The following is a 17,834-nucleotide window of genomic DNA, read 5'->3' on the forward strand; positions in this document are numbered from 1 at the left end:
TCCCCATGGCCGTCAAGAAACGAGGTCTCGGACGTGGACTGGATGCACTGCTGAGTGGTCCGACTGTTACTTCGCTGGAAGAGCAAGCGGTGCAGGCCGACTCCCGTGAACTGCAACACTTGCCCCTGGACCTGATCCAGCGTGGCAAGTACCAGCCGCGCCGGGACATGGACCCGCAGGCGCTGGAGGAGTTGGCGAACTCAATCAAGGCCCAGGGCGTGATGCAGCCGATTGTCGTGCGCCCCATTGGCGGCGGTCGGTTTGAAATCATCGCCGGTGAACGCCGCTGGCGCGCCAGCCAGCAGGCCGGCCAGGAAACCATCCCGGCGATGGTGCGTGATGTGCCGGATGAAACGGCCATTGCCATGGCGCTGATCGAGAATATCCAGCGTGAAGACCTCAATCCCATCGAGGAAGCCATTGCCCTGCAGCGTCTGCAGCAGGAATTCAAGCTGACCCAGCAGGAAGTGGCCGATGCGGTGGGCAAATCCCGTGTCACGGTTTCCAACCTGTTGCGCCTGATTGCGCTTCCGGAAGTGATCAAGACCATGCTGTCCCACGGCGACCTGGAAATGGGTCATGCCCGTGCTTTGCTCGGTTTGCCGGAAAATCAACAGGTTGAAGGGGCGCGACACGTTGTCGCACGAGGTCTCACCGTTCGTCAGACCGAGGCCCTGGTTCGCCAGTGGCTCAGTGGTAAACCTGCACCGGTCGAGACGGTCAAAACTGATCCGGATATTGCGCGCCTTGAGCAGCGCCTGGCCGAGCGGCTGGGCTCTGCGGTGCAAATTCGCCACGGTAAGAAGGGCAAAGGGCAATTGGTTATCGGATATAACTCCCTTGATGAGCTTCAGGGCGTTCTTTCCCACATCCGTTGAAACATTTGCTTATGTAGCGTGCAGTCGGAAATCACTACCCGGCAGTTGAATAGGGGCAGAACCGCCCCTATACTCTGCGCGCATTTTGTCGGCACAAATTATGCCAAGTTATTGATTTCCGGCAGCCGACCATTGAGGAGCAAGAGTGATGGAAACCCGCACGCCAAACACGTTGCCGTTCCATCGCTTGGCCGTTTTTCCGGTTTTATTGGCCCAATTTGTCATTTTGCTGATCGCCGCATTGGCGCTTTGGTATTGGCATGGGGTCGTAGCCGGATACTCAGGACTCTGCGGAGGCCTGATAGCCTTGCTGCCCAATATGTATTTTGCTCACAGGGCCTTTCGGTTTTCCGGCGCCCGGGCAGCCCAGGCTATCGTCCGGTCCTTTTATGCCGGCGAGGCAGGGAAACTGATTTTGACGGCAGTGCTGTTTGCACTGACCTTTGCAGGTGTGAAGCCATTGGCGCCGCTAGCTGTATTCGGCGTCTTCGTGTTGACCCAACTGGTCAGCTGGTTCGCTCCCCTGCTAATGAAAACAAGACTTTCGAAACCTTAGGGCGTTTGAGGCAACCATGGCAGAAACAACCGCTTCGGGCTATATCCAGCACCACTTGCAGAACCTGACCTTCGGTCAGCTTCCCAACGGCGGCTGGGGCTTTGCCCACTCCGCAGCAGAAGCCAAAGAAATGGGCTTCTGGGCTTTCCACCTGGATACTCTGGGCTGGTCGGTCGCATTGGGTCTGATCTTCGTCCTGATTTTCCGCATGGCGGCAAAGAAGGCGACTTCCGGTCAGCCAGGTGCTTTGCAGAACTTCGTTGAAGTATTGGTCGAATTCGTCGATGGCAGCGTGAAAGACAGCTTCCATGGCCGTAGCCCGGTGATTGCACCGCTGGCACTGACCATCTTCGTCTGGGTGTTCCTGATGAACGCCGTCGACCTGATCCCGGTGGACTGGATCCCGCAAGTGGCCATGTGGATCAGCGGCGACCCGCACATCCCATTCCGCGCGGTATCGACCACTGACCCGAACGCTACCTTGGGCATGGCCCTGTCGGTGTTCGCGTTGATCATTTTCTACAGCATCAAGATCAAGGGCATCGGCGGCTTCATCGGCGAACTGACCCTGCACCCGTTCGGCAGCAAGAACATCTTCGTTCAAGCCCTGCTGATCCCGGTGAACTTCCTGCTGGAATTCGTCACCCTGATCGCCAAGCCGATTTCCCTGGCCCTGCGACTGTTCGGCAACATGTATGCCGGCGAGCTGGTGTTCATCCTGATCGCTGTGATGTTCGGCAGCGGCCTGCTCTGGCTTAGCGGCCTGGGCATTGTTCTGCAGTGGGCGTGGGCTGTGTTCCACATCCTGATCATCACCCTGCAGGCGTTTATCTTCATGATGCTGACCATCGTCTACCTGTCGATGGCGCACGAAGAGAACCATTAAGACCAGTCTCGACTAGTCTGATGTCCTTCCCGGTGAAACGGGAAGGTGGCCCCAAAGGGCTATGAAACGATTTGTTTTACCGCTTTAAAATCTAAAAAACCTAAACCATACGACGTAAAAGTCGGGAGGAAAGATGGAAACTGTAGTTGGTCTAACCGCTATCGCTGTTGCACTGTTGATCGGCCTGGGCGCCCTGGGTACTGCCATTGGTTTCGGCCTGTTGGGCGGCAAGTTCCTGGAAGGCGCAGCGCGTCAGCCAGAAATGGTTCCAATGCTGCAAGTTAAAATGTTCATCGTTGCCGGCCTGCTCGACGCCGTGACCATGATCGGTGTTGGTATCGCTCTGTTCTTCACCTTCGCGAACCCCTTCGTTGGTCAACTCGCCGGTTAATCACTCGTTTTTTTGAGTGATTGGTGTGTTGTGCAACGAACGAGCGAGGTATTGGCGTGAACATTAATGCAACCATTATTGGTCAGTCCTTAGCGTTCTTGATTTTTGTTGTTTTCTGCATGAAGTTCGTATGGCCTCCGGTCATCGCGGCTTTGCACGAACGTCAGAAGAAGATCGCGGATGGACTGGACGCTGCCGCACGAGCAGCTCGCGACCTGGAGTTGGCCCAAGATAAAGCGGGTCAGCAACTGCGCGAAGCGAAGGCTCAGGCAGCTGAAATCATTGAGCAAGCCAAGAAACGCGGTAACCAGATTGTTGAAGAGGCTGTTGAAAAAGCCCGTATCGACGCTGACCGTGTGAAGGTTCAGGCTCAGGCCGAGATCGAACAGGAACTGAATGGTGTCAAAGATGCGCTGCGTGCCCAACTGGGTGCTCTGGCCGTCGGCGGTGCTGAGAAGATCCTGGGTGCCACAATCGATCAAAACGCGCACGCGGAGCTGGTAAACAAACTGGCTGCTGAAATTTAAGCGAGGGCGATCATGGCAGAATTGACCACGTTGGCCCGACCTTACGCTAAGGCAGCCTTCGAGCACGCCCAGGCCCACCAGCAGCTGGCCTCTTGGTCAGCCATGCTCGGCCTGGCTGCAGCAGTGTCGCAAGACGACACCATGCAGCGCGTGCTCAAGGCCCCGCGACTGACGAGCGCAGACAAGGCCGCCACGTTTATTGACGTGTGCGGCGACAAGTTTGATGTGAAAGTGCAGAACTTCATCCACGTCGTTGCCGAAAACGACCGTCTCCCGCTTTTGCCGGAGATTGCCGCTCTGTTCGACCTGTACAAGGCCGAGCAAGAGAAGTCGGTAGACGTTGAAGTGACCAGTGCTTTTGCATTGAACCAAGAACAGCAAGACAAACTCGCCAAGGTTCTCAGTGCACGACTCGACCGGGAAGTGCGCCTGCAAGTTGCGGAAGACCCATCCCTTATTGGGGGTGTTGTCATTCGCGCCGGCGACCTGGTTATCGATGGCTCGATTCGCGGCAAACTCGCGAATCTTGCCGAAGCATTGAAATCTTGAGTTTGAAGGGGCAGCAGAGCAATGCAGCAACTCAATCCTTCCGAAATAAGTGAAATTATCAAGGGCCGCATCGACAAGCTCGATGTGACCTCCCAAGCCCGTAACGAAGGCACTGTCGTCAGCGTATCTGACGGCATCGTGCGGATTCACGGTCTGGCCGACGTAATGTACGGCGAGATGATCGAGTTTCCGGGCGGCGTCTACGGTATGGCCCTCAACCTGGAGCAAGACTCCGTAGGTGCCGTTGTATTGGGCGCGTACACCAGTCTGGCTGAAGGCATGAGCGCCAAGTGCACAGGCCGCATCCTGGAAGTTCCGGTTGGTAAGGAACTGCTGGGTCGCGTTGTCGACGCACTGGGTAACCCTGTTGACGGTAAAGGTCCACTGGGCAACACCGAGACCGACGCGGTCGAGAAAGTTGCTCCAGGCGTGATCTGGCGTAAGTCGGTAGACCAGCCTGTACAGACTGGCTACAAGGCTGTCGATGCCATGATCCCAGTCGGCCGTGGCCAGCGTGAGCTGATCATCGGTGACCGTCAGATCGGTAAGACCGCTCTGGCGATCGACGCGATCATCAACCAGAAAGACAGCGGCATTTTCTGCGTCTACGTAGCGATCGGTCAGAAACAATCGACCATCGCCAACGTGGTTCGCAAGCTGGAAGAAAACGGCGCCCTGGCCAACACGATCATCGTGGCTGCCAGTGCTTCGGAATCTCCTGCGCTGCAATTCCTGGCACCGTACTCCGGTTGCACCATGGGTGAATTCTTCCGCGACCGCGGTGAAGACGCGCTGATCGTTTATGACGATCTGTCCAAGCAAGCAGTGGCTTACCGCCAGATTTCCCTGCTGCTGCGCCGTCCACCAGGCCGTGAAGCCTACCCAGGCGACGTGTTCTATCTCCACTCCCGTCTGCTGGAGCGCGCATCCCGCGTTTCCGAAGAGTACGTAGAGAAGTTCACCAACGGCGCAGTGACCGGCAAAACCGGTTCCCTGACCGCACTGCCGATCATCGAAACCCAGGCTGGCGACGTTTCCGCGTTCGTTCCGACCAACGTGATTTCCATCACCGACGGTCAGATCTTCCTGGAATCGGCCATGTTCAACTCCGGGATCCGTCCTGCTGTGAACGCCGGTGTTTCGGTATCCCGTGTGGGTGGTGCCGCTCAGACCAAGATCATCAAGAAGCTCTCCGGTGGTATCCGTACCGCTCTGGCTCAGTACCGTGAACTGGCGGCATTCGCCCAGTTCGCTTCTGACCTGGACGAAGCGACCCGTAAGCAACTTGAGCATGGTCAGCGCGTTACCGAGCTGATGAAGCAGAAGCAATACGCGCCAATGTCGATCGCTGACATGTCGCTGTCGCTGTATGCCGCTGAGCGTGGGTTCCTGACTGACGTCGAAATCGCCAAGGTCGGCAGCTTTGAACAAGCGCTGATTGCTTACTTCAACCGAGATCATGCCGATTTGATGGCCAAGATCAACGTGAAGGGTGACTTCAATGACGAAATCGACGCTGGCCTGAAGGCTGGTATCGAGAAGTTCAAGGCCACCCAAACCTGGTAAGCCGCAGCGGGAGCCGCAAGGCTCCCGCTTGCTAACCTGATAGGTGTTACATGGCAGGCGCAAAAGAGATTCGCAGTAAGATTGCGAGCATCAAAAGCACGCAAAAAATTACCAGCGCCATGGAGAAAGTGGCGGTCAGCAAAATGCGCAAGGCACAAATGCGCATGTCGGCTAGCCGTCCTTATGCGGAGCGTATCCGCCAGGTAATTGGGCATCTGGCCAACGCCAACCCGGAATACCGCCACCCGTTCATGATCGAGCGCGCCGTCAAGCGTGCAGGTTATGTGGTAGTGAGCAGTGACCGTGGTTTGTGCGGTGGTTTGAATACCAACCTGTTCAAGGCCCTGGTCAAGGACATGGCGGTAAACCGCGAAAACGGCGTCGAGATTGATCTGTGTGTTGTTGGTAGCAAGGGTGCGGCCTTTTTCCGCAACTTCGGCGGTAACGTCGTTGCAGCTATCAGCCACCTGGGTGAAGAGCCGTCGATCAATGACTTGATCGGCAGTGTGAAGGTGATGCTGGATGCGTACCTGGAAGGCCGGATTGACCGCCTGTCCGTGGTATCCAACAAGTTCATCAACACCATGACCCAGCAGCCAACCGTGGAGCAATTGATTCCACTGGTGGCGACCCCGGATCAGGAACTCAAGCACCACTGGGACTACCTCTACGAACCAGACGCCAAAGAGCTGCTTGACGGCTTGATGGTGCGCTACGTGGAGTCGCAGGTGTACCAGGCGGTGGTCGAGAACAACGCAGCTGAACAAGCGGCGCGGATGATCGCGATGAAAAACGCTACCGACAACGCCGGTGATCTGATCAGCGATTTGCAGCTGATCTACAACAAGGCGCGTCAGGCTGCGATCACCCAAGAGATCTCGGAAATCGTCGGCGGCGCTGCCGCGGTTTAACGGTTCAAATATTCAGAGGATCCAGCTATGAGTAGCGGACGTATCGTTCAAATCATCGGCGCCGTTATCGACGTGGAATTCCCACGCGACAGCGTACCGAGCATCTACAACGCGCTGAAAGTACAAGGCGCGGAAACTACTCTGGAAGTTCAGCAGCAGCTGGGCGACGGCGTAGTTCGTACCATTGCGATGGGTTCCACCGAAGGCTTGAAGCGCGGTCTGGACGTTGTCGACACTGGCGCTGCCATCTCCGTACCGGTCGGTAAAGCGACCCTGGGCCGGATCATGGACGTACTGGGCAACCCGATTGACGAAGCTGGCCCGATCGATACTGAAGAGCGTTGGGGCATTCACCGTCCAGCACCTTCGTTCGCCGAGCAAGCTGGCGGCAACGACCTGCTGGAAACCGGCATCAAGGTTATCGACCTGGTCTGCCCGTTCGCCAAAGGCGGTAAAGTGGGTCTGTTCGGTGGTGCCGGTGTAGGCAAGACCGTAAACATGATGGAACTGATCCGTAACATCGCCATCGAGCACAGCGGTTATTCCGTGTTCGCCGGTGTGGGTGAGCGTACTCGTGAGGGTAACGACTTCTACCACGAGATGAAGGACTCCAACGTTCTGGACAAAGTGGCATTGGTCTACGGTCAGATGAACGAGCCGCCGGGTAACCGTCTGCGCGTAGCACTGACTGGCCTGACCATGGCCGAGAAGTTCCGTGACGAAGGTAACGACGTTCTGCTGTTCGTCGACAACATCTACCGTTACACCCTGGCCGGTACTGAAGTATCCGCACTGCTGGGCCGTATGCCTTCGGCAGTAGGCTACCAGCCGACCCTGGCTGAAGAGATGGGCGTTCTGCAAGAACGTATCACTTCGACCAAGGAAGGTTCGATCACTTCGATCCAAGCGGTATACGTACCTGCGGATGACTTGACCGACCCGTCGCCTGCGACCACCTTCGCCCACTTGGACGCCACCGTCGTACTGTCCCGTGACATCGCTTCCCTGGGTATCTACCCAGCGGTCGATCCACTGGACTCGACTTCGCGCCAGCTGGACCCGAACGTGATCGGCCAGGAGCACTACGACACCGCTCGCGGCGTTCAGTACGTGCTGCAGCGCTACAAAGAGCTGAAGGACATCATTGCGATCCTGGGTATGGACGAGCTGTCGGAAACCGACAAGCAGTTGGTATCCCGCGCTCGTAAGATCCAGCGCTTCTTGTCGCAGCCGTTCTTCGTGGCTGAAGTCTTCACCGGTGCCTCGGGTAAATATGTTTCCCTGAAAGACACCATTGCTGGCTTCAAAGGCATCCTCAACGGTGACTACGACCACCTGCCAGAACAAGCGTTCTACATGGTCGGCGGCATCGAAGAAGCGATCGAGAAAGCCAAGAAACTGTAATCCAGGCGCCCGGCAACGGGCGCTCATCAGGTTGAGGCAATCAGATGGCTATGACAGTCCATTGCGATATCGTCAGCGCGGAAGGGGAAATCTTCTCCGGTCTGGTAGAGATGGTAATTGCACACGGCGAGTTGGGTGACCTGGGTATTGCCTTGGGCCACGCACCGCTGATCACCAGCTTGAAGCCCGGTCCGATTACTCTGACCAAGCAGGGCGGGGAAAAGGAGGTGTTCTACATCTCTGGCGGTTTCCTCGAAGTTCAGCCGAACATGGTCAAGGTTCTTGCCGACACCGTGCAACGTGCTGGCGACCTGGATGAAGCCTCCGCTCAGGAAGCCGTCAAGGCTGCCGAGAAGGCTCTGCACGAAAAAGGTGCAGACTTCGACTACAGCGCTGCTGCTGTACGTCTGGCCGAGGCTGCAGCCCAGCTGCGCACGCTCCAGCAGATCCGCAAGAAGTAAGCGGCCAAGCCGTCATGCTTCATGCGCGATTGATTAAAAAGGGTAGCCTCGGCTACCCTTTTTCTTTTTTTGCAAAACACTTCTTTGGTCTGAAGCCGGACCGCCCAGGATTGGTAGCCATTCATGTCTCTTGAAATCGTCATTCTCGCCGCTGGCCAGGGCACCCGCATGCGTTCAGCCCTGCCCAAGGTACTGCACCCGGTTGCGGGTAACTCCATGCTTGGCCATGTTATCCACAGCGCCCGGCAACTGGACCCACAACGTATCCACGTAGTGATTGGCCACGGTGCCGATGCGGTACGTGAGCGTCTGGCAGCCGATGACTTGAATTTCGTATTGCAGGACAAGCAACTGGGTACCGGTCATGCCACCGCGCAAGCCGTACCGTTCATCAAGGCCGACACCGTGCTGATCCTCTACGGTGATGTGCCGCTGATCGAAGTGGAAACCCTGCAGCGCCTGCTCAAGCACGTAGTGCCGGGCCAGATGGGCCTGCTCACCGTCGAACTGGACGACCCTACCGGTTATGGCCGCATCGTGCGCGATGCCGGCGGCAAGGTCGCCGCCATCGTCGAGCATAAAGATGCCAGCGAGGCACAACGGGCGATAAGCGAAGGCAATACCGGGATTCTCGCGGTGCCGGCGGCTCACCTGGCAGACTGGATGAGTCGTTTGTCGAATAACAATGTCCAGGGCGAGTACTACCTCACCGACGTCATCGAGATGGCCGTCAGCGACGGCCTGCTGGTCGCCACCGAGCAGCCCCACGACCCAATGGAAGTGCAGGGTGCCAACGACCGCAAGCAACTGGCGGAACTGGAGCGTCACTACCAACTGCGCGAAGGCCGCCGCCTGATGGCGCTGGGCGTGACACTGCGTGACCCGGCGCGTTTCGATGTACGCGGTGAGGTGACCGTGGGCCGCGACGTGCTGATCGATATCAATGTGATCCTCGAAGGCCGCGTGATCATCGAAGACGATGTGGTGATTGGCCCCAATTGCGTGATCAAGGACAGCACCCTGCGCAAAGGCGTGGTGGTCAAGGCCAACAGTCACATCGACGGTGCCGTGATGGGTGAGGGCAGCGATGCAGGGCCGTTTGCGCGGTTGCGCCCGGGCAGCGTGCTGGGCGCCAGGGCCCATGTGGGTAACTTCGTTGAGCTGAAAAACGCACGGATGGGCGACGATGCGAAGGCAGGGCACCTGGCCTACCTCGGCGATGCAGTGATTGGGGCCCGCAGCAACATTGGCGCCGGCGCCATTACTTGCAATTACGATGGTGCCAACAAGTATCAGACGACGATCGGTGAGGACGTCTTTATCGGCTCCAACAACTCACTGATTGCGCCCGTCACCATTGGCGATGGTTCAAACACAGCGGCAGGCTCAACCATCAACCAGGATGTGGATAAGTCGCAATTGGCGGTGGCCCGCGCCCGCCAACGCAACATCGACGGCTGGAAACGCCCGGTCAAAATCAAAAAGACCTGAGTTATCCACAACCTTCAGCCACCACCCATCAATGTGGGAGCTGGCTTGCCTGCGATGGCGATATTTCAGTCACGTTTTCATCGACTGATACACCGCTATCGCAGGCAAGCCAGCTCCTACATTTTTGATCTGGGGCTTCAATAAAATTTCATTCTTCTGCTTGACGATCCTTCGTCAATAGGTTTTGATTGCCTTCGTTATCTTTCGAAACGAAACTTATCATCACCATGTCGAAACGAAATACACCACAACGACGCCACAACATCCTCACCTTGCTCAACGAGCAGGGCGAAGTGAGCGTGGATGAATTGGCTAAGCGTTTCGAAACCTCCGAAGTGACCATCCGCAAGGACCTCGCCGCGCTGGAAAGCAACGGCTTGCTGCTGCGTCGCTACGGTGGCGCCATCACCATGCCCCAGGAACTGGTGGGCGATCCTGCCCAACCGATTTCTGTGCATAAGCGCGCCATCGCCCGGGCGGCGGTCAAGCGCCTGCGTGAACATGCGCGGATCATCATCGACAGCGGCAGCACCACCGCCGCGATGATCCCCGAACTGGGCCATCAGCCCGGCCTGGTAGTGATGACCAACTCCCTGCATGTGGCCAGTGCCCTGAGTGAGCTTGAGCATGAACCGGTGCTGTTGATGACCGGCGGCACCTGGGACCCGCACTCGGACTCGTTCCAGGGGCAGGTCGCTGAACAGGTGCTGCGTTCCTATGACTTCGACCAACTGTTTATAGGCGCTGACGGCATCGACCTGCAGCGTGGCACCACCACCTTCAATGAATTGCTGGGCTTGAGCCGAGTGATGGCCGAAGTCGCCCGCGAAGTGGTGGTGATGGTCGAGTCCGACAAGATCGGCCGCAAGATTCCCAACCTGGAACTGCCCTGGAGCAGCGTCCATACCCTTATTACCGATGATCGCCTGCCGCTTGAGGCCCGCGACCAGATTCAAGCCCGCGGCATTACGCTGATTTGCGCGGCAGTCATCTAGGAGAGAAACCATGTGTGGAATTGTAGGCGCAGTCGCTGAACGAAACGTTACCGCCATTTTGCTCGAAGGCCTCAAGCGCCTGGAATACCGTGGCTACGACAGTGCCGGCGTGGCGGTCTTCAGCAACGCGGGCAAGCTCGAGCGCATGCGTCGCCCGGGCAAAGTCAGCGAACTGGAACAGGCCCTGGCCGGTGAGCCCCTGGCGGGCCGCCTGGGCATCGCCCACACCCGCTGGGCGACCCATGGGGCACCGTGCGAGCGTAATGCGCACCCACACTTCTCCGGTGATATCGCGGTGGTGCACAACGGCATCATCGAAAACCACGAAGTGCTGCGCGAACAACTCAAGGGCCTGGGCTACGTCTTTACCTCGGACACCGACACCGAAGTCATCGCCCATCTGCTCAACCACAAACTCAAGGACCACAGTGACCTGACCACCGCCCTCAAGGCCACGGTCAAGGAACTGCATGGCGCCTACGGCCTGGCCGTGATCAGCGCCAGCCAACCGGACCGTGTGGTTGCCGCTCGCAGTGGCAGCCCATTGGTGATTGGCCTGGGCCTGGGGGAGAACTTCCTCGCCTCCGACCAACTGGCCCTGCGTCAGGTCACCGACCGCTTCATGTACCTGGAAGAAGGCGATATCGCCGATATCCGCCGTGAAAGCGTGGCGATCTGGGATGTCGACGGCAACTCCGTCGAGCGTGAAGCGGTGCAGTACCGCGACGGCGCCGAAGCTGCCGACAAGGGCGAGTTCCGCCACTTCATGCTCAAGGAAATCCACGAGCAACCGGCCGTGGTGCAACGCACCCTGGAAGGTCGCCTTGGCGACAAGCAAGTACTGGTAAACGCGTTCGGCCCGCAAGCCGCCGAGCTGTTCGCCAAAGTGCGCAATGTGCAGATCGTCGCCTGTGGCACCAGTTATCACGCCGGCATGGTCGCGCGTTACTGGCTTGAAGAACTGGCCGGCATCCCGTGCCAGGTCGAAGTGGCCAGCGAGTTCCGCTACCGCAAGGTGGTGGTGCAGCCCGACACCCTGTTCGTGACCATCTCCCAGTCCGGCGAGACCGCTGACACCCTGGCCGCCCTGCGCAATGCCAAAGAGCTGGGCTACCTGGCGAGCCTGGCGATCTGCAACGTCAGCATCAGCTCCCTGGTACGTGAGTCGGACCTGACCCTGCTGACCCAGGCCGGTCGCGAAATCGGCGTAGCCTCCACCAAGGCCTTCACCACCCAGTTGGTGGGCTTGCTGCTGCTGACCCTGTCCCTGGGCCAGGTGCGCGGCACATTGGCTGCGGGCGTGGAAGCCACCCTGGTAGAAGAACTGCGCCGCCTGCCGACCCGCCTGGGCGAAGCCCTGGCCATGGACAGCACCGTAGAGAAAGTCGCCGAGCTGTTTGCCGACAAGAACCACACCCTGTTCCTCGGCCGTGGCGCGCAGTACCCAGTGGCGATGGAAGGCTCCCTGAAACTCAAGGAAATCTCCTATATCCACGCCGAAGCCTACCCGGCCGGTGAACTCAAGCACGGCCCATTGGCCCTGGTGGACGATGACATGCCGGTGGTCACCGTGGCGCCGAACAATGAACTGCTGGAGAAGCTCAAGTCCAACTTGCAGGAAGTTCGCGCCCGTGGCGGCCAACTGATCGTGTTCGCCGACGAAAAGGCCGGCATGACCAACGGCGAAGGCACCCACGTCATCAACATGCCGCACATCCACGACACCCTGTCGCCGATTCTCTACACCATCCCGCTGCAATTGCTGTCGTACTACGTGGCGGTGCTCAAGGGCACGGACGTTGACCAGCCACGTAACTTGGCCAAGTCGGTGACGGTTGAGTAATGTTTAGCGGTAACGAGAAAGGGTGATCGTAAGCATTAGAGTCTGTCTCGCTTGGAGCCTCCGTGGGCTCCAAGCGACGATCTTCTCTCCCGCTTCTTTTGTGCCGAGTGCTCCACGTTGCGGCTCACCTTCCAGATTCAGATTTACAAAAAAATTCGCGGAGATTGGCAAGTCGTAAATTGCGGTTGATCGTGAATATCTTCATGTACAGCCTGGATATTATAGGCGTCATAGCAACTGTGCATGGGACCTTCGCAGGTTTGCTAGATAGCCTGCGTAGAAAAGGTGGATTGGTCCGAAAAACAGATGATCTAAAACGTCGTTTAGTTTATGAGCCTCTGGCTGTTTCGATAATTAAAACGGTAAATAACTTACTCAGTCTATTATGGCGTACGCACGTTCTTCATCTCGCAGTTATATTGAGGGCGGGCTGGTCTATTGCAGATCATGATGCCCACTATAATCAGTGCGCCCCCCATAAATGTGGGAGCGCTGAGCTGCTCATCCAACAAAATAGCACCCAGTAACACCGCGGTCAGCGGATTGAGCGCGATGAACACTCCGGCACGTGTTGCGCCGATCTGCTCGATTCCCTTGTAGTACCAGATGTATGCCAGCGCTGAGCCTATGGCACCCAAGTACAGCAAGCTGGAAAAGTCGGCAAGGGTTAGAGCTCGCAGTGATGCCTGATTGAATTGACCAGTGACGATAGCGGTCGCCGTCAGCATCGCGGCCCCCGCGAAGATGGAGTAGGTCACCGTATGTAGGGCGCCGATTTCTTTGACTACCGACTTACCGAATACGCTGAAGGCGACCCAACTGAGTACGCAACCAAAGATCAAAAGGTCTCCGCGCCAGTCGCTTTTATCCACGATTAATGTGCCTGACGACTTATTGAGAATCACGACAGCCGCCCCTATCAGGCAAAGAAAAATGCCTGCGGTTTTCATTGCAGACATTTTTTCTCGGAAAAACACATAAGAGAAAAGAGCCATGACGGCGGGATTCAGGGCTACGATCAATGACGCGCGGGAGGCTGCTGTGTAATGTAGGCCATAAAAAAAACAGAGGTTATAAGTATAAATTCCGCAAAATCCCAATCCTACGATCTTGACTAGTTGCGACCGATCAAGCCGGACAAAGCTCTTTTTTAAAAAGAAACCTAGGAACAGTCCGAGTGTGATTCCGGCGAATATAAATCTGACACTGGCGGCTAATAGCGCGGGTGTGTCTGCGGATAGATACCGACCAGCGACAAAGGTACCTCCCCAGATCATTGCTACCAGAGAAAGCTTAAGATAGGTAAGGCTGTCTGAAGTAAGGACCAGTGGATGAGAATGGCTGGTCATGCAGGTGCCCTCTCTTCAACGATCGGTCGGGTCTTGAGTTCTATGTATTCGAGAGTCAGATCAAGGACTTCGCGTTGGGCACGGCTCCCTCCTAACAACGGCCACTGGTCTCGGCTGGTACGCAAGAGCGCCAGGCTTTCGTGATAACGCTTCAAGGTGAACAGTAGAATGCCTTTGAGCACGTCTAAGCCTGCTCGGTGCGCTTCGGGCTCGATGCCAAAGCCGTCGCTTTCGGCGATTTGCTTCTCGATGAGGAGAGTCTGATTGGTCGCAGAAAAGGCAAGCGCAGCATGGATTTTGTGAAAGTAAGAGGTTGATCCAGAGACGCTGCCGGTCCACAAAAGAGCGAGACGTTCCCAGATAGCGGCGAACTTGCTGTCTGTGGCTTTCAAACGCAGGCGCCAGAGAAAACCCACCGCATCCAGATCCTGCTTCGCGAAGGGGCTGTCCTTTAATTCATACAGTTCCTCGAACGCTTGGAGCGCCTGATCGACCTCGTTGCATCGCTCGTGGGCTATAGCCATGTGCCAATAGACGTGCATGCGCATGCCGCTATTTTCGATCCAGTCAGGCTTGCAGTCGATCAGGAAACTCGAAAGTTCCTGCCAGCGGCCCATCTCATGCAATGCGTGGGCAGTAGCATGGATGCCGTAGATGTTATGGGGAATCAGCCTAACCGCCTCAAGGCCCAGTTCAAGGGCTTGTTGGAAGGGCTGGTCTTCACACAAAACAAAAGATTTTATTGCCAGGTAGTAGGAGTACAAGGCATGAGTGTGCGGTATGTGTGGTTCGCAAAACGAAAATTCTGCCGTTAATCTAGGCGTCTTACCAGTACAGAAGTCGAGCATGTGCACAAAAAAAATTGTGATGATGTCGGAGGGGTACGCTTTCAGGTGTTGCGTAAAGAGTGTACGTGCTCGCTCATATTCAAAGTTTACCCAAGCTATAAATGCCTTATGGATCAGTAACAACTCCGGGGGTAAGTTCGATCGTTGATGCATCCGATTGAGAAACAGTTTGAACTTGTAAAGTTCTTTCATCTCGCAACTCGTGATTGCATCGAACCCTAATAGAAGGTCTTTGTACAGTTCCTGAGTCTGGGTGACCGGCATCAGATGCTCGGGTATACCTCGCAGGGACAGGAATGGGCCGTTGATTTCAGGCCACAGTGCCGAAATCCCATCAGTCTTCCATTGGGCGACCATAAAACAATCCTTGGATATAAGTTGGCGAAAAGGGCTGGCCTATCTCGTTATGCCTGTTTCATCTATGCTTACGCAAAATCATGGTCATATGAAAATGAGCGATTACTCATGGATGAAAAATGACGCTGACCCAATTGGAAATTTTTGTCGCTGTCGCAGAGCGGCGTGGCTTCACCCTCGCAGCCGCCCAACTGAAAATATCCCAATCTGCGGTTTCTCACGCAATAAGGGCTCTGGAGCAGGAGTGGGGTGTTGAACTGCTACTTCGGCATCAAGGCCAGATTGAACTGACAGACATAGGGGCGCGAATCCTTCTACGTGTGCAACCTATGCTTGGTCTGGCGGATGCAATTAGGCAGGATGCCAGCGATGCCCGCGGCATGAAACTTGGCACCCTGCGAATTGGTTCATTTGGCCCAACCTCATCCCAGCTTTTGTTGCCGCGGATTCTTAAAGACTACCGCCGCCTTTACCCCAATATTGAAGTTCATGTGAGTGAGGGGCCTGATCGCCAAGTGACGGAATGGTTGTTAGACAGAGAGGTGGACGTAGGGTTTGTCACCTTACCTGAAGCCCAGTTTGATACCTGGCCTTTACTTGAGGACCAAATGGTTGCCTTGCTACCGATTGCGCACCCTCTCGCTTCAAACGAAAGAGTGACATTGGAGGACTTATGTTCTGATCCGTTTGTACTAACCGAGGCTGGTTCAGCCGAACTGGTCTCGCAGCTCTTTGCTGCTGTCAAATTGAAGCCGCGTATTCGCTACAAGACCTCTCAGTTGATGAGTACCTTGGCCGCGGTGGCTCGCGGAGATGGGGTAACGATTGTGGCTGAGTCTTCGTTGCCCGAGGATAGCGAGAAGCTTTATGTGGTCAGGACACTCGATCCGGCAGTCAGGCGCCAAGTCGGAATCGCGGTGCTGGATTGCAGCGAGACTACTGCTGCAGCTCAAGCATTCATTGAGTTGGCAGAGAAGATTTACCGGAGTCGTAAGAGTGATTTGAAGGGAAATGGCTTGTAAAGAGGGAGCCCCTCCGGTCATTTCAATGCTGTCGAGCGGGTTGATTTGCTGCGCGATGCCGTGCTGTAGCCCAGCCTGCCTAGCTGCGCATTACCTTATTCCAATCAATTTCGTATCCAGCATCCTGGAGCGCCCGGCTGAAGGCTTGCTTCCAACCATCGTCGTTGATCGACGTCCAGACCAATGGCACGGTCATCAGGATTAAAAACGGTCCCGTTTGGGGCCCCTCGGGGCTCCAAACGACGTCCTTCTGTGCTTATCCCTCCTAGCAAAACACGCAATTACAGGTGGAAGTCGCCCGCAGCCTCCGGCTGGTAAAGCACTTTCCTGATCTCAATGCGGCGGGTCCGATCAGAAATTCGCCAGTCGATGGCGTCCCCCTCCTGATAGCCCAGGATGGCGGCGCCGATGTCGGAATACACGGAATGCTTCCCTGCGGTGCTGTCCGCGTCTTCAGGGTAAACCAGGGCCACTTCGATCTCTTCTTCGTCCAGTTGCAGCAAGGCCCTGGAGTTCATCGTGACGACATTGCACGCCACCTGCTGCGGTTTGACGACAATGGCTCGCTCAAGCTCATGTTCGAGTTCAACAACGGTCGGGCCTTGCTCGAGCGCGATCAGGCTCTCGAGCCTGGCCTTGTCGATTTCAGTAATGTAGATCCTGGTGGAGTCGCCAGCGGCACCTTCGCGCAAGAGCTGGAGATAGCGCCCCGCCGTCATGGAAAATGACTTCAATGCCGGCGCTTCGCTCTCAAGCACAAAGCCGCTGCGCAGAAAGGCTTTCAGCGAGCGCGCGTTGTCCGGGTGGATCTTGGCGATGAGCTTCTTGGCCCGCATGTCGAGGAAGGCCAGTTTCATGCCTTCGCGGATCGTGCGGGCACCAAGGTTTTGGCCCCACTTGTCGCTGTCTCCGATGACCAGGACTATCTCGCAATCTGAGCCGGTCTTGATTAGACGCACAAAGCCCACCGGGGCGTCATGCCGGTCATAGGCCATGAAGAATCGCCCGCCCTGGTTGAATAGATGGGTCAGGATCGGCGATTGAGTCCGATCGATGGCTTGCTCGATGGAGCGGGAGACATGACGCGAATCGCTCAGATAGCAGGTGACGCGCTCATCCTCCAACCAATCCATCAGCGTCAGCGCGTGGGCCCGAGTAATTTCAGGGCACAGCGAAATGAAAGGCTTGTTCATCTTCATCACACTTACTTGTAAAGGATGGAAGCCCGTCATGGCTTTGGCCATGACGGCTCTTTGGGCAACCGACCATGTTAAGACATAACGCAAGCAATGCCGAACAGCCTGGAGAGGTCGAGCAAATCATCTTTTGCCGAACCCTGTCCCTTGGTCCTACCCTGAGGCTCGCCGTAAGCGGCTCCATCAAGTCTTCCAGAAGTCTCGGTGAGTTGATCTTCCCCATACCCTGCGAGTGCCATGTCTTTGCGGGATGTTTTATTTGCGCTGGTCATCCCGATAAGTCCTGGTGCTTGATCTGAGATTAACTACTTACAGTTATCCTGACGGAATACCGCCGACCGACTTGAACAATAGAAATGAATAAAATTTATAATTAATTAACTTTTTTGAAACGATGGTTTAGTGGACGGCTCAAGATGTTCATTATCCCGGTTTCAAGGCTGGCAAAACGCCAGTTCGGCGTCGTTGAGGCGCCTTTTTTTGTGTTATGATCCTGCGCAACTTTGGGCTGGCACCAGGTTCGATAGCGATTGTCTATTTTGCCGCGCCCCAGGTTTTCCTGGCTTGGCCGCTGTTTCGGGCGTGCTTTGAGCCAACTGCTTCA

18 protein-coding genes are annotated in these 17,834 nt (G+C 56.3%); 14 read left to right on the forward strand and 4 right to left on the reverse strand.

What is annotated here, in order from left to right; genetic code table 11:
* Nucleotides 1-5: 5 nt before the first annotated feature.
* From HBO12_RS09440 to glmS, 13 genes are all read left to right on the forward strand, one after another.
* The gene (locus HBO12_RS09440) at nt 6-878 is read left to right on the forward strand and encodes a ParB/RepB/Spo0J family partition protein (RefSeq protein ID WP_032857179.1); all 873 of its coding nucleotides are present in this window, start codon (nt 6-8) and stop codon (nt 876-878) included.
* A gap of 148 nt (nt 879-1,026) precedes the next feature.
* Complete coding sequence (locus HBO12_RS09445) at nt 1,027-1,434, forward strand: F0F1 ATP synthase subunit I (RefSeq protein WP_010565865.1); 408 nt, start codon at nt 1,027-1,029, stop codon at nt 1,432-1,434.
* A gap of 16 nt (nt 1,435-1,450) precedes the next feature.
* Nucleotides 1,451-2,320: a F0F1 ATP synthase subunit A gene (gene atpB / locus HBO12_RS09450; RefSeq protein ID WP_029290172.1), complete on the forward strand. Its 870-nt coding sequence runs from the start codon at nt 1,451-1,453 to the stop codon at nt 2,318-2,320.
* Between the two features lie 133 nt (nt 2,321-2,453).
* Complete coding sequence (atpE, locus tag HBO12_RS09455) at nt 2,454-2,711, forward strand: F0F1 ATP synthase subunit C (RefSeq protein WP_002555987.1); 258 nt, start codon at nt 2,454-2,456, stop codon at nt 2,709-2,711.
* Between the two features lie 56 nt (nt 2,712-2,767).
* Entirely contained in the window at nt 2,768-3,238 is a 471-nt protein-coding gene (locus tag HBO12_RS09460) for a F0F1 ATP synthase subunit B (RefSeq protein ID WP_008439543.1), read from the forward strand.
* Between the two features lie 12 nt (nt 3,239-3,250).
* Entirely contained in the window at nt 3,251-3,787 is a 537-nt protein-coding gene (locus tag HBO12_RS09465) for a F0F1 ATP synthase subunit delta (RefSeq protein ID WP_057439298.1), read from the forward strand.
* 21 nt (nt 3,788-3,808) lie between these two features.
* Nucleotides 3,809-5,353 (forward strand): F0F1 ATP synthase subunit alpha, encoded by a 1,545-nt coding sequence (gene atpA, locus HBO12_RS09470; RefSeq protein WP_029290137.1) that lies wholly within the window; start codon nt 3,809-3,811, stop codon nt 5,351-5,353.
* A gap of 50 nt (nt 5,354-5,403) precedes the next feature.
* On the forward strand, nt 5,404-6,264 hold the full coding sequence (atpG, locus tag HBO12_RS09475) for a F0F1 ATP synthase subunit gamma (protein WP_057439299.1): 861 nt from the start codon (nt 5,404-5,406) through the stop codon (nt 6,262-6,264).
* Nucleotides 6,265-6,291: 27 nt separating this feature from the next.
* Entirely contained in the window at nt 6,292-7,668 is a 1,377-nt protein-coding gene (gene atpD / locus HBO12_RS09480) for a F0F1 ATP synthase subunit beta (protein ID WP_015886645.1), read from the forward strand.
* 44 nt (nt 7,669-7,712) lie between these two features.
* Entirely contained in the window at nt 7,713-8,129 is a 417-nt protein-coding gene (locus HBO12_RS09485; protein WP_057439300.1) for a F0F1 ATP synthase subunit epsilon, read from the forward strand.
* Nucleotides 8,130-8,252: 123 nt separating this feature from the next.
* Nucleotides 8,253-9,620: a bifunctional UDP-N-acetylglucosamine diphosphorylase/glucosamine-1-phosphate N-acetyltransferase GlmU gene (glmU, locus tag HBO12_RS09490; protein WP_170042011.1), complete on the forward strand. Its 1,368-nt coding sequence runs from the start codon at nt 8,253-8,255 to the stop codon at nt 9,618-9,620.
* A 227-nt stretch (nt 9,621-9,847) separates the two neighbouring features.
* Nucleotides 9,848-10,615 (forward strand): DeoR/GlpR family DNA-binding transcription regulator, encoded by a 768-nt coding sequence (locus HBO12_RS09495; RefSeq protein WP_029290123.1) that lies wholly within the window; start codon nt 9,848-9,850, stop codon nt 10,613-10,615.
* A 10-nt stretch (nt 10,616-10,625) separates the two neighbouring features.
* A complete protein-coding gene (glmS, locus tag HBO12_RS09500; RefSeq protein WP_057439302.1) occupies nt 10,626-12,458 on the forward strand; it encodes a glutamine--fructose-6-phosphate transaminase (isomerizing) in 1,833 nt (610 codons plus the stop codon).
* A 383-nt stretch (nt 12,459-12,841) separates the two neighbouring features.
* On the opposite strand, the gene HBO12_RS09505 is transcribed toward glmS, so the two are convergent.
* Together HBO12_RS09505 and HBO12_RS09510 are read right to left on the reverse strand one after the other, a co-directional pair.
* The gene (locus HBO12_RS09505) at nt 12,842-13,807 is read right to left on the reverse strand and encodes a DMT family transporter (protein WP_262376956.1); all 966 of its coding nucleotides are present in this window, start codon (nt 13,805-13,807) and stop codon (nt 12,842-12,844) included.
* The gene (locus tag HBO12_RS09510) at nt 13,804-15,012 is read right to left on the reverse strand and encodes a tetratricopeptide repeat protein (protein ID WP_170042012.1); all 1,209 of its coding nucleotides are present in this window, start codon (nt 15,010-15,012) and stop codon (nt 13,804-13,806) included. Before HBO12_RS09510 ends, HBO12_RS09505 begins: the two co-directional genes overlap by 4 nt.
* Before the next feature lie 119 nt (nt 15,013-15,131).
* Between HBO12_RS09510 and HBO12_RS09515 the strand changes: the two genes are divergently transcribed.
* Entirely contained in the window at nt 15,132-16,034 is a 903-nt protein-coding gene (locus HBO12_RS09515; protein ID WP_170042013.1) for a LysR family transcriptional regulator, read from the forward strand.
* A gap of 281 nt (nt 16,035-16,315) precedes the next feature.
* Here the strand turns inward: HBO12_RS09515 and HBO12_RS09520 are convergent, their stop codons facing one another.
* On the reverse strand, nt 16,316-17,278 hold the full coding sequence (locus tag HBO12_RS09520) for a bifunctional GNAT family N-acetyltransferase/nucleoside diphosphate kinase regulator (protein WP_170042014.1): 963 nt from the start codon (nt 17,276-17,278) through the stop codon (nt 16,316-16,318).
* A gap of 26 nt (nt 17,279-17,304) precedes the next feature.
* Nucleotides 17,305-17,502, reverse strand: coding sequence for a hypothetical protein (locus HBO12_RS09525; RefSeq protein WP_170042015.1), 198 nt, complete (start codon nt 17,500-17,502; stop codon nt 17,305-17,307).
* Nucleotides 17,503-17,834 lie beyond the last annotated feature (332 nt).

Origin of the sequence: Pseudomonas sp. WS 5059 (assembly GCF_012985525.1) — a bacterium.
Taxonomy (GTDB): Bacteria; Pseudomonadota; Gammaproteobacteria; order Pseudomonadales; family Pseudomonadaceae; genus Aquipseudomonas.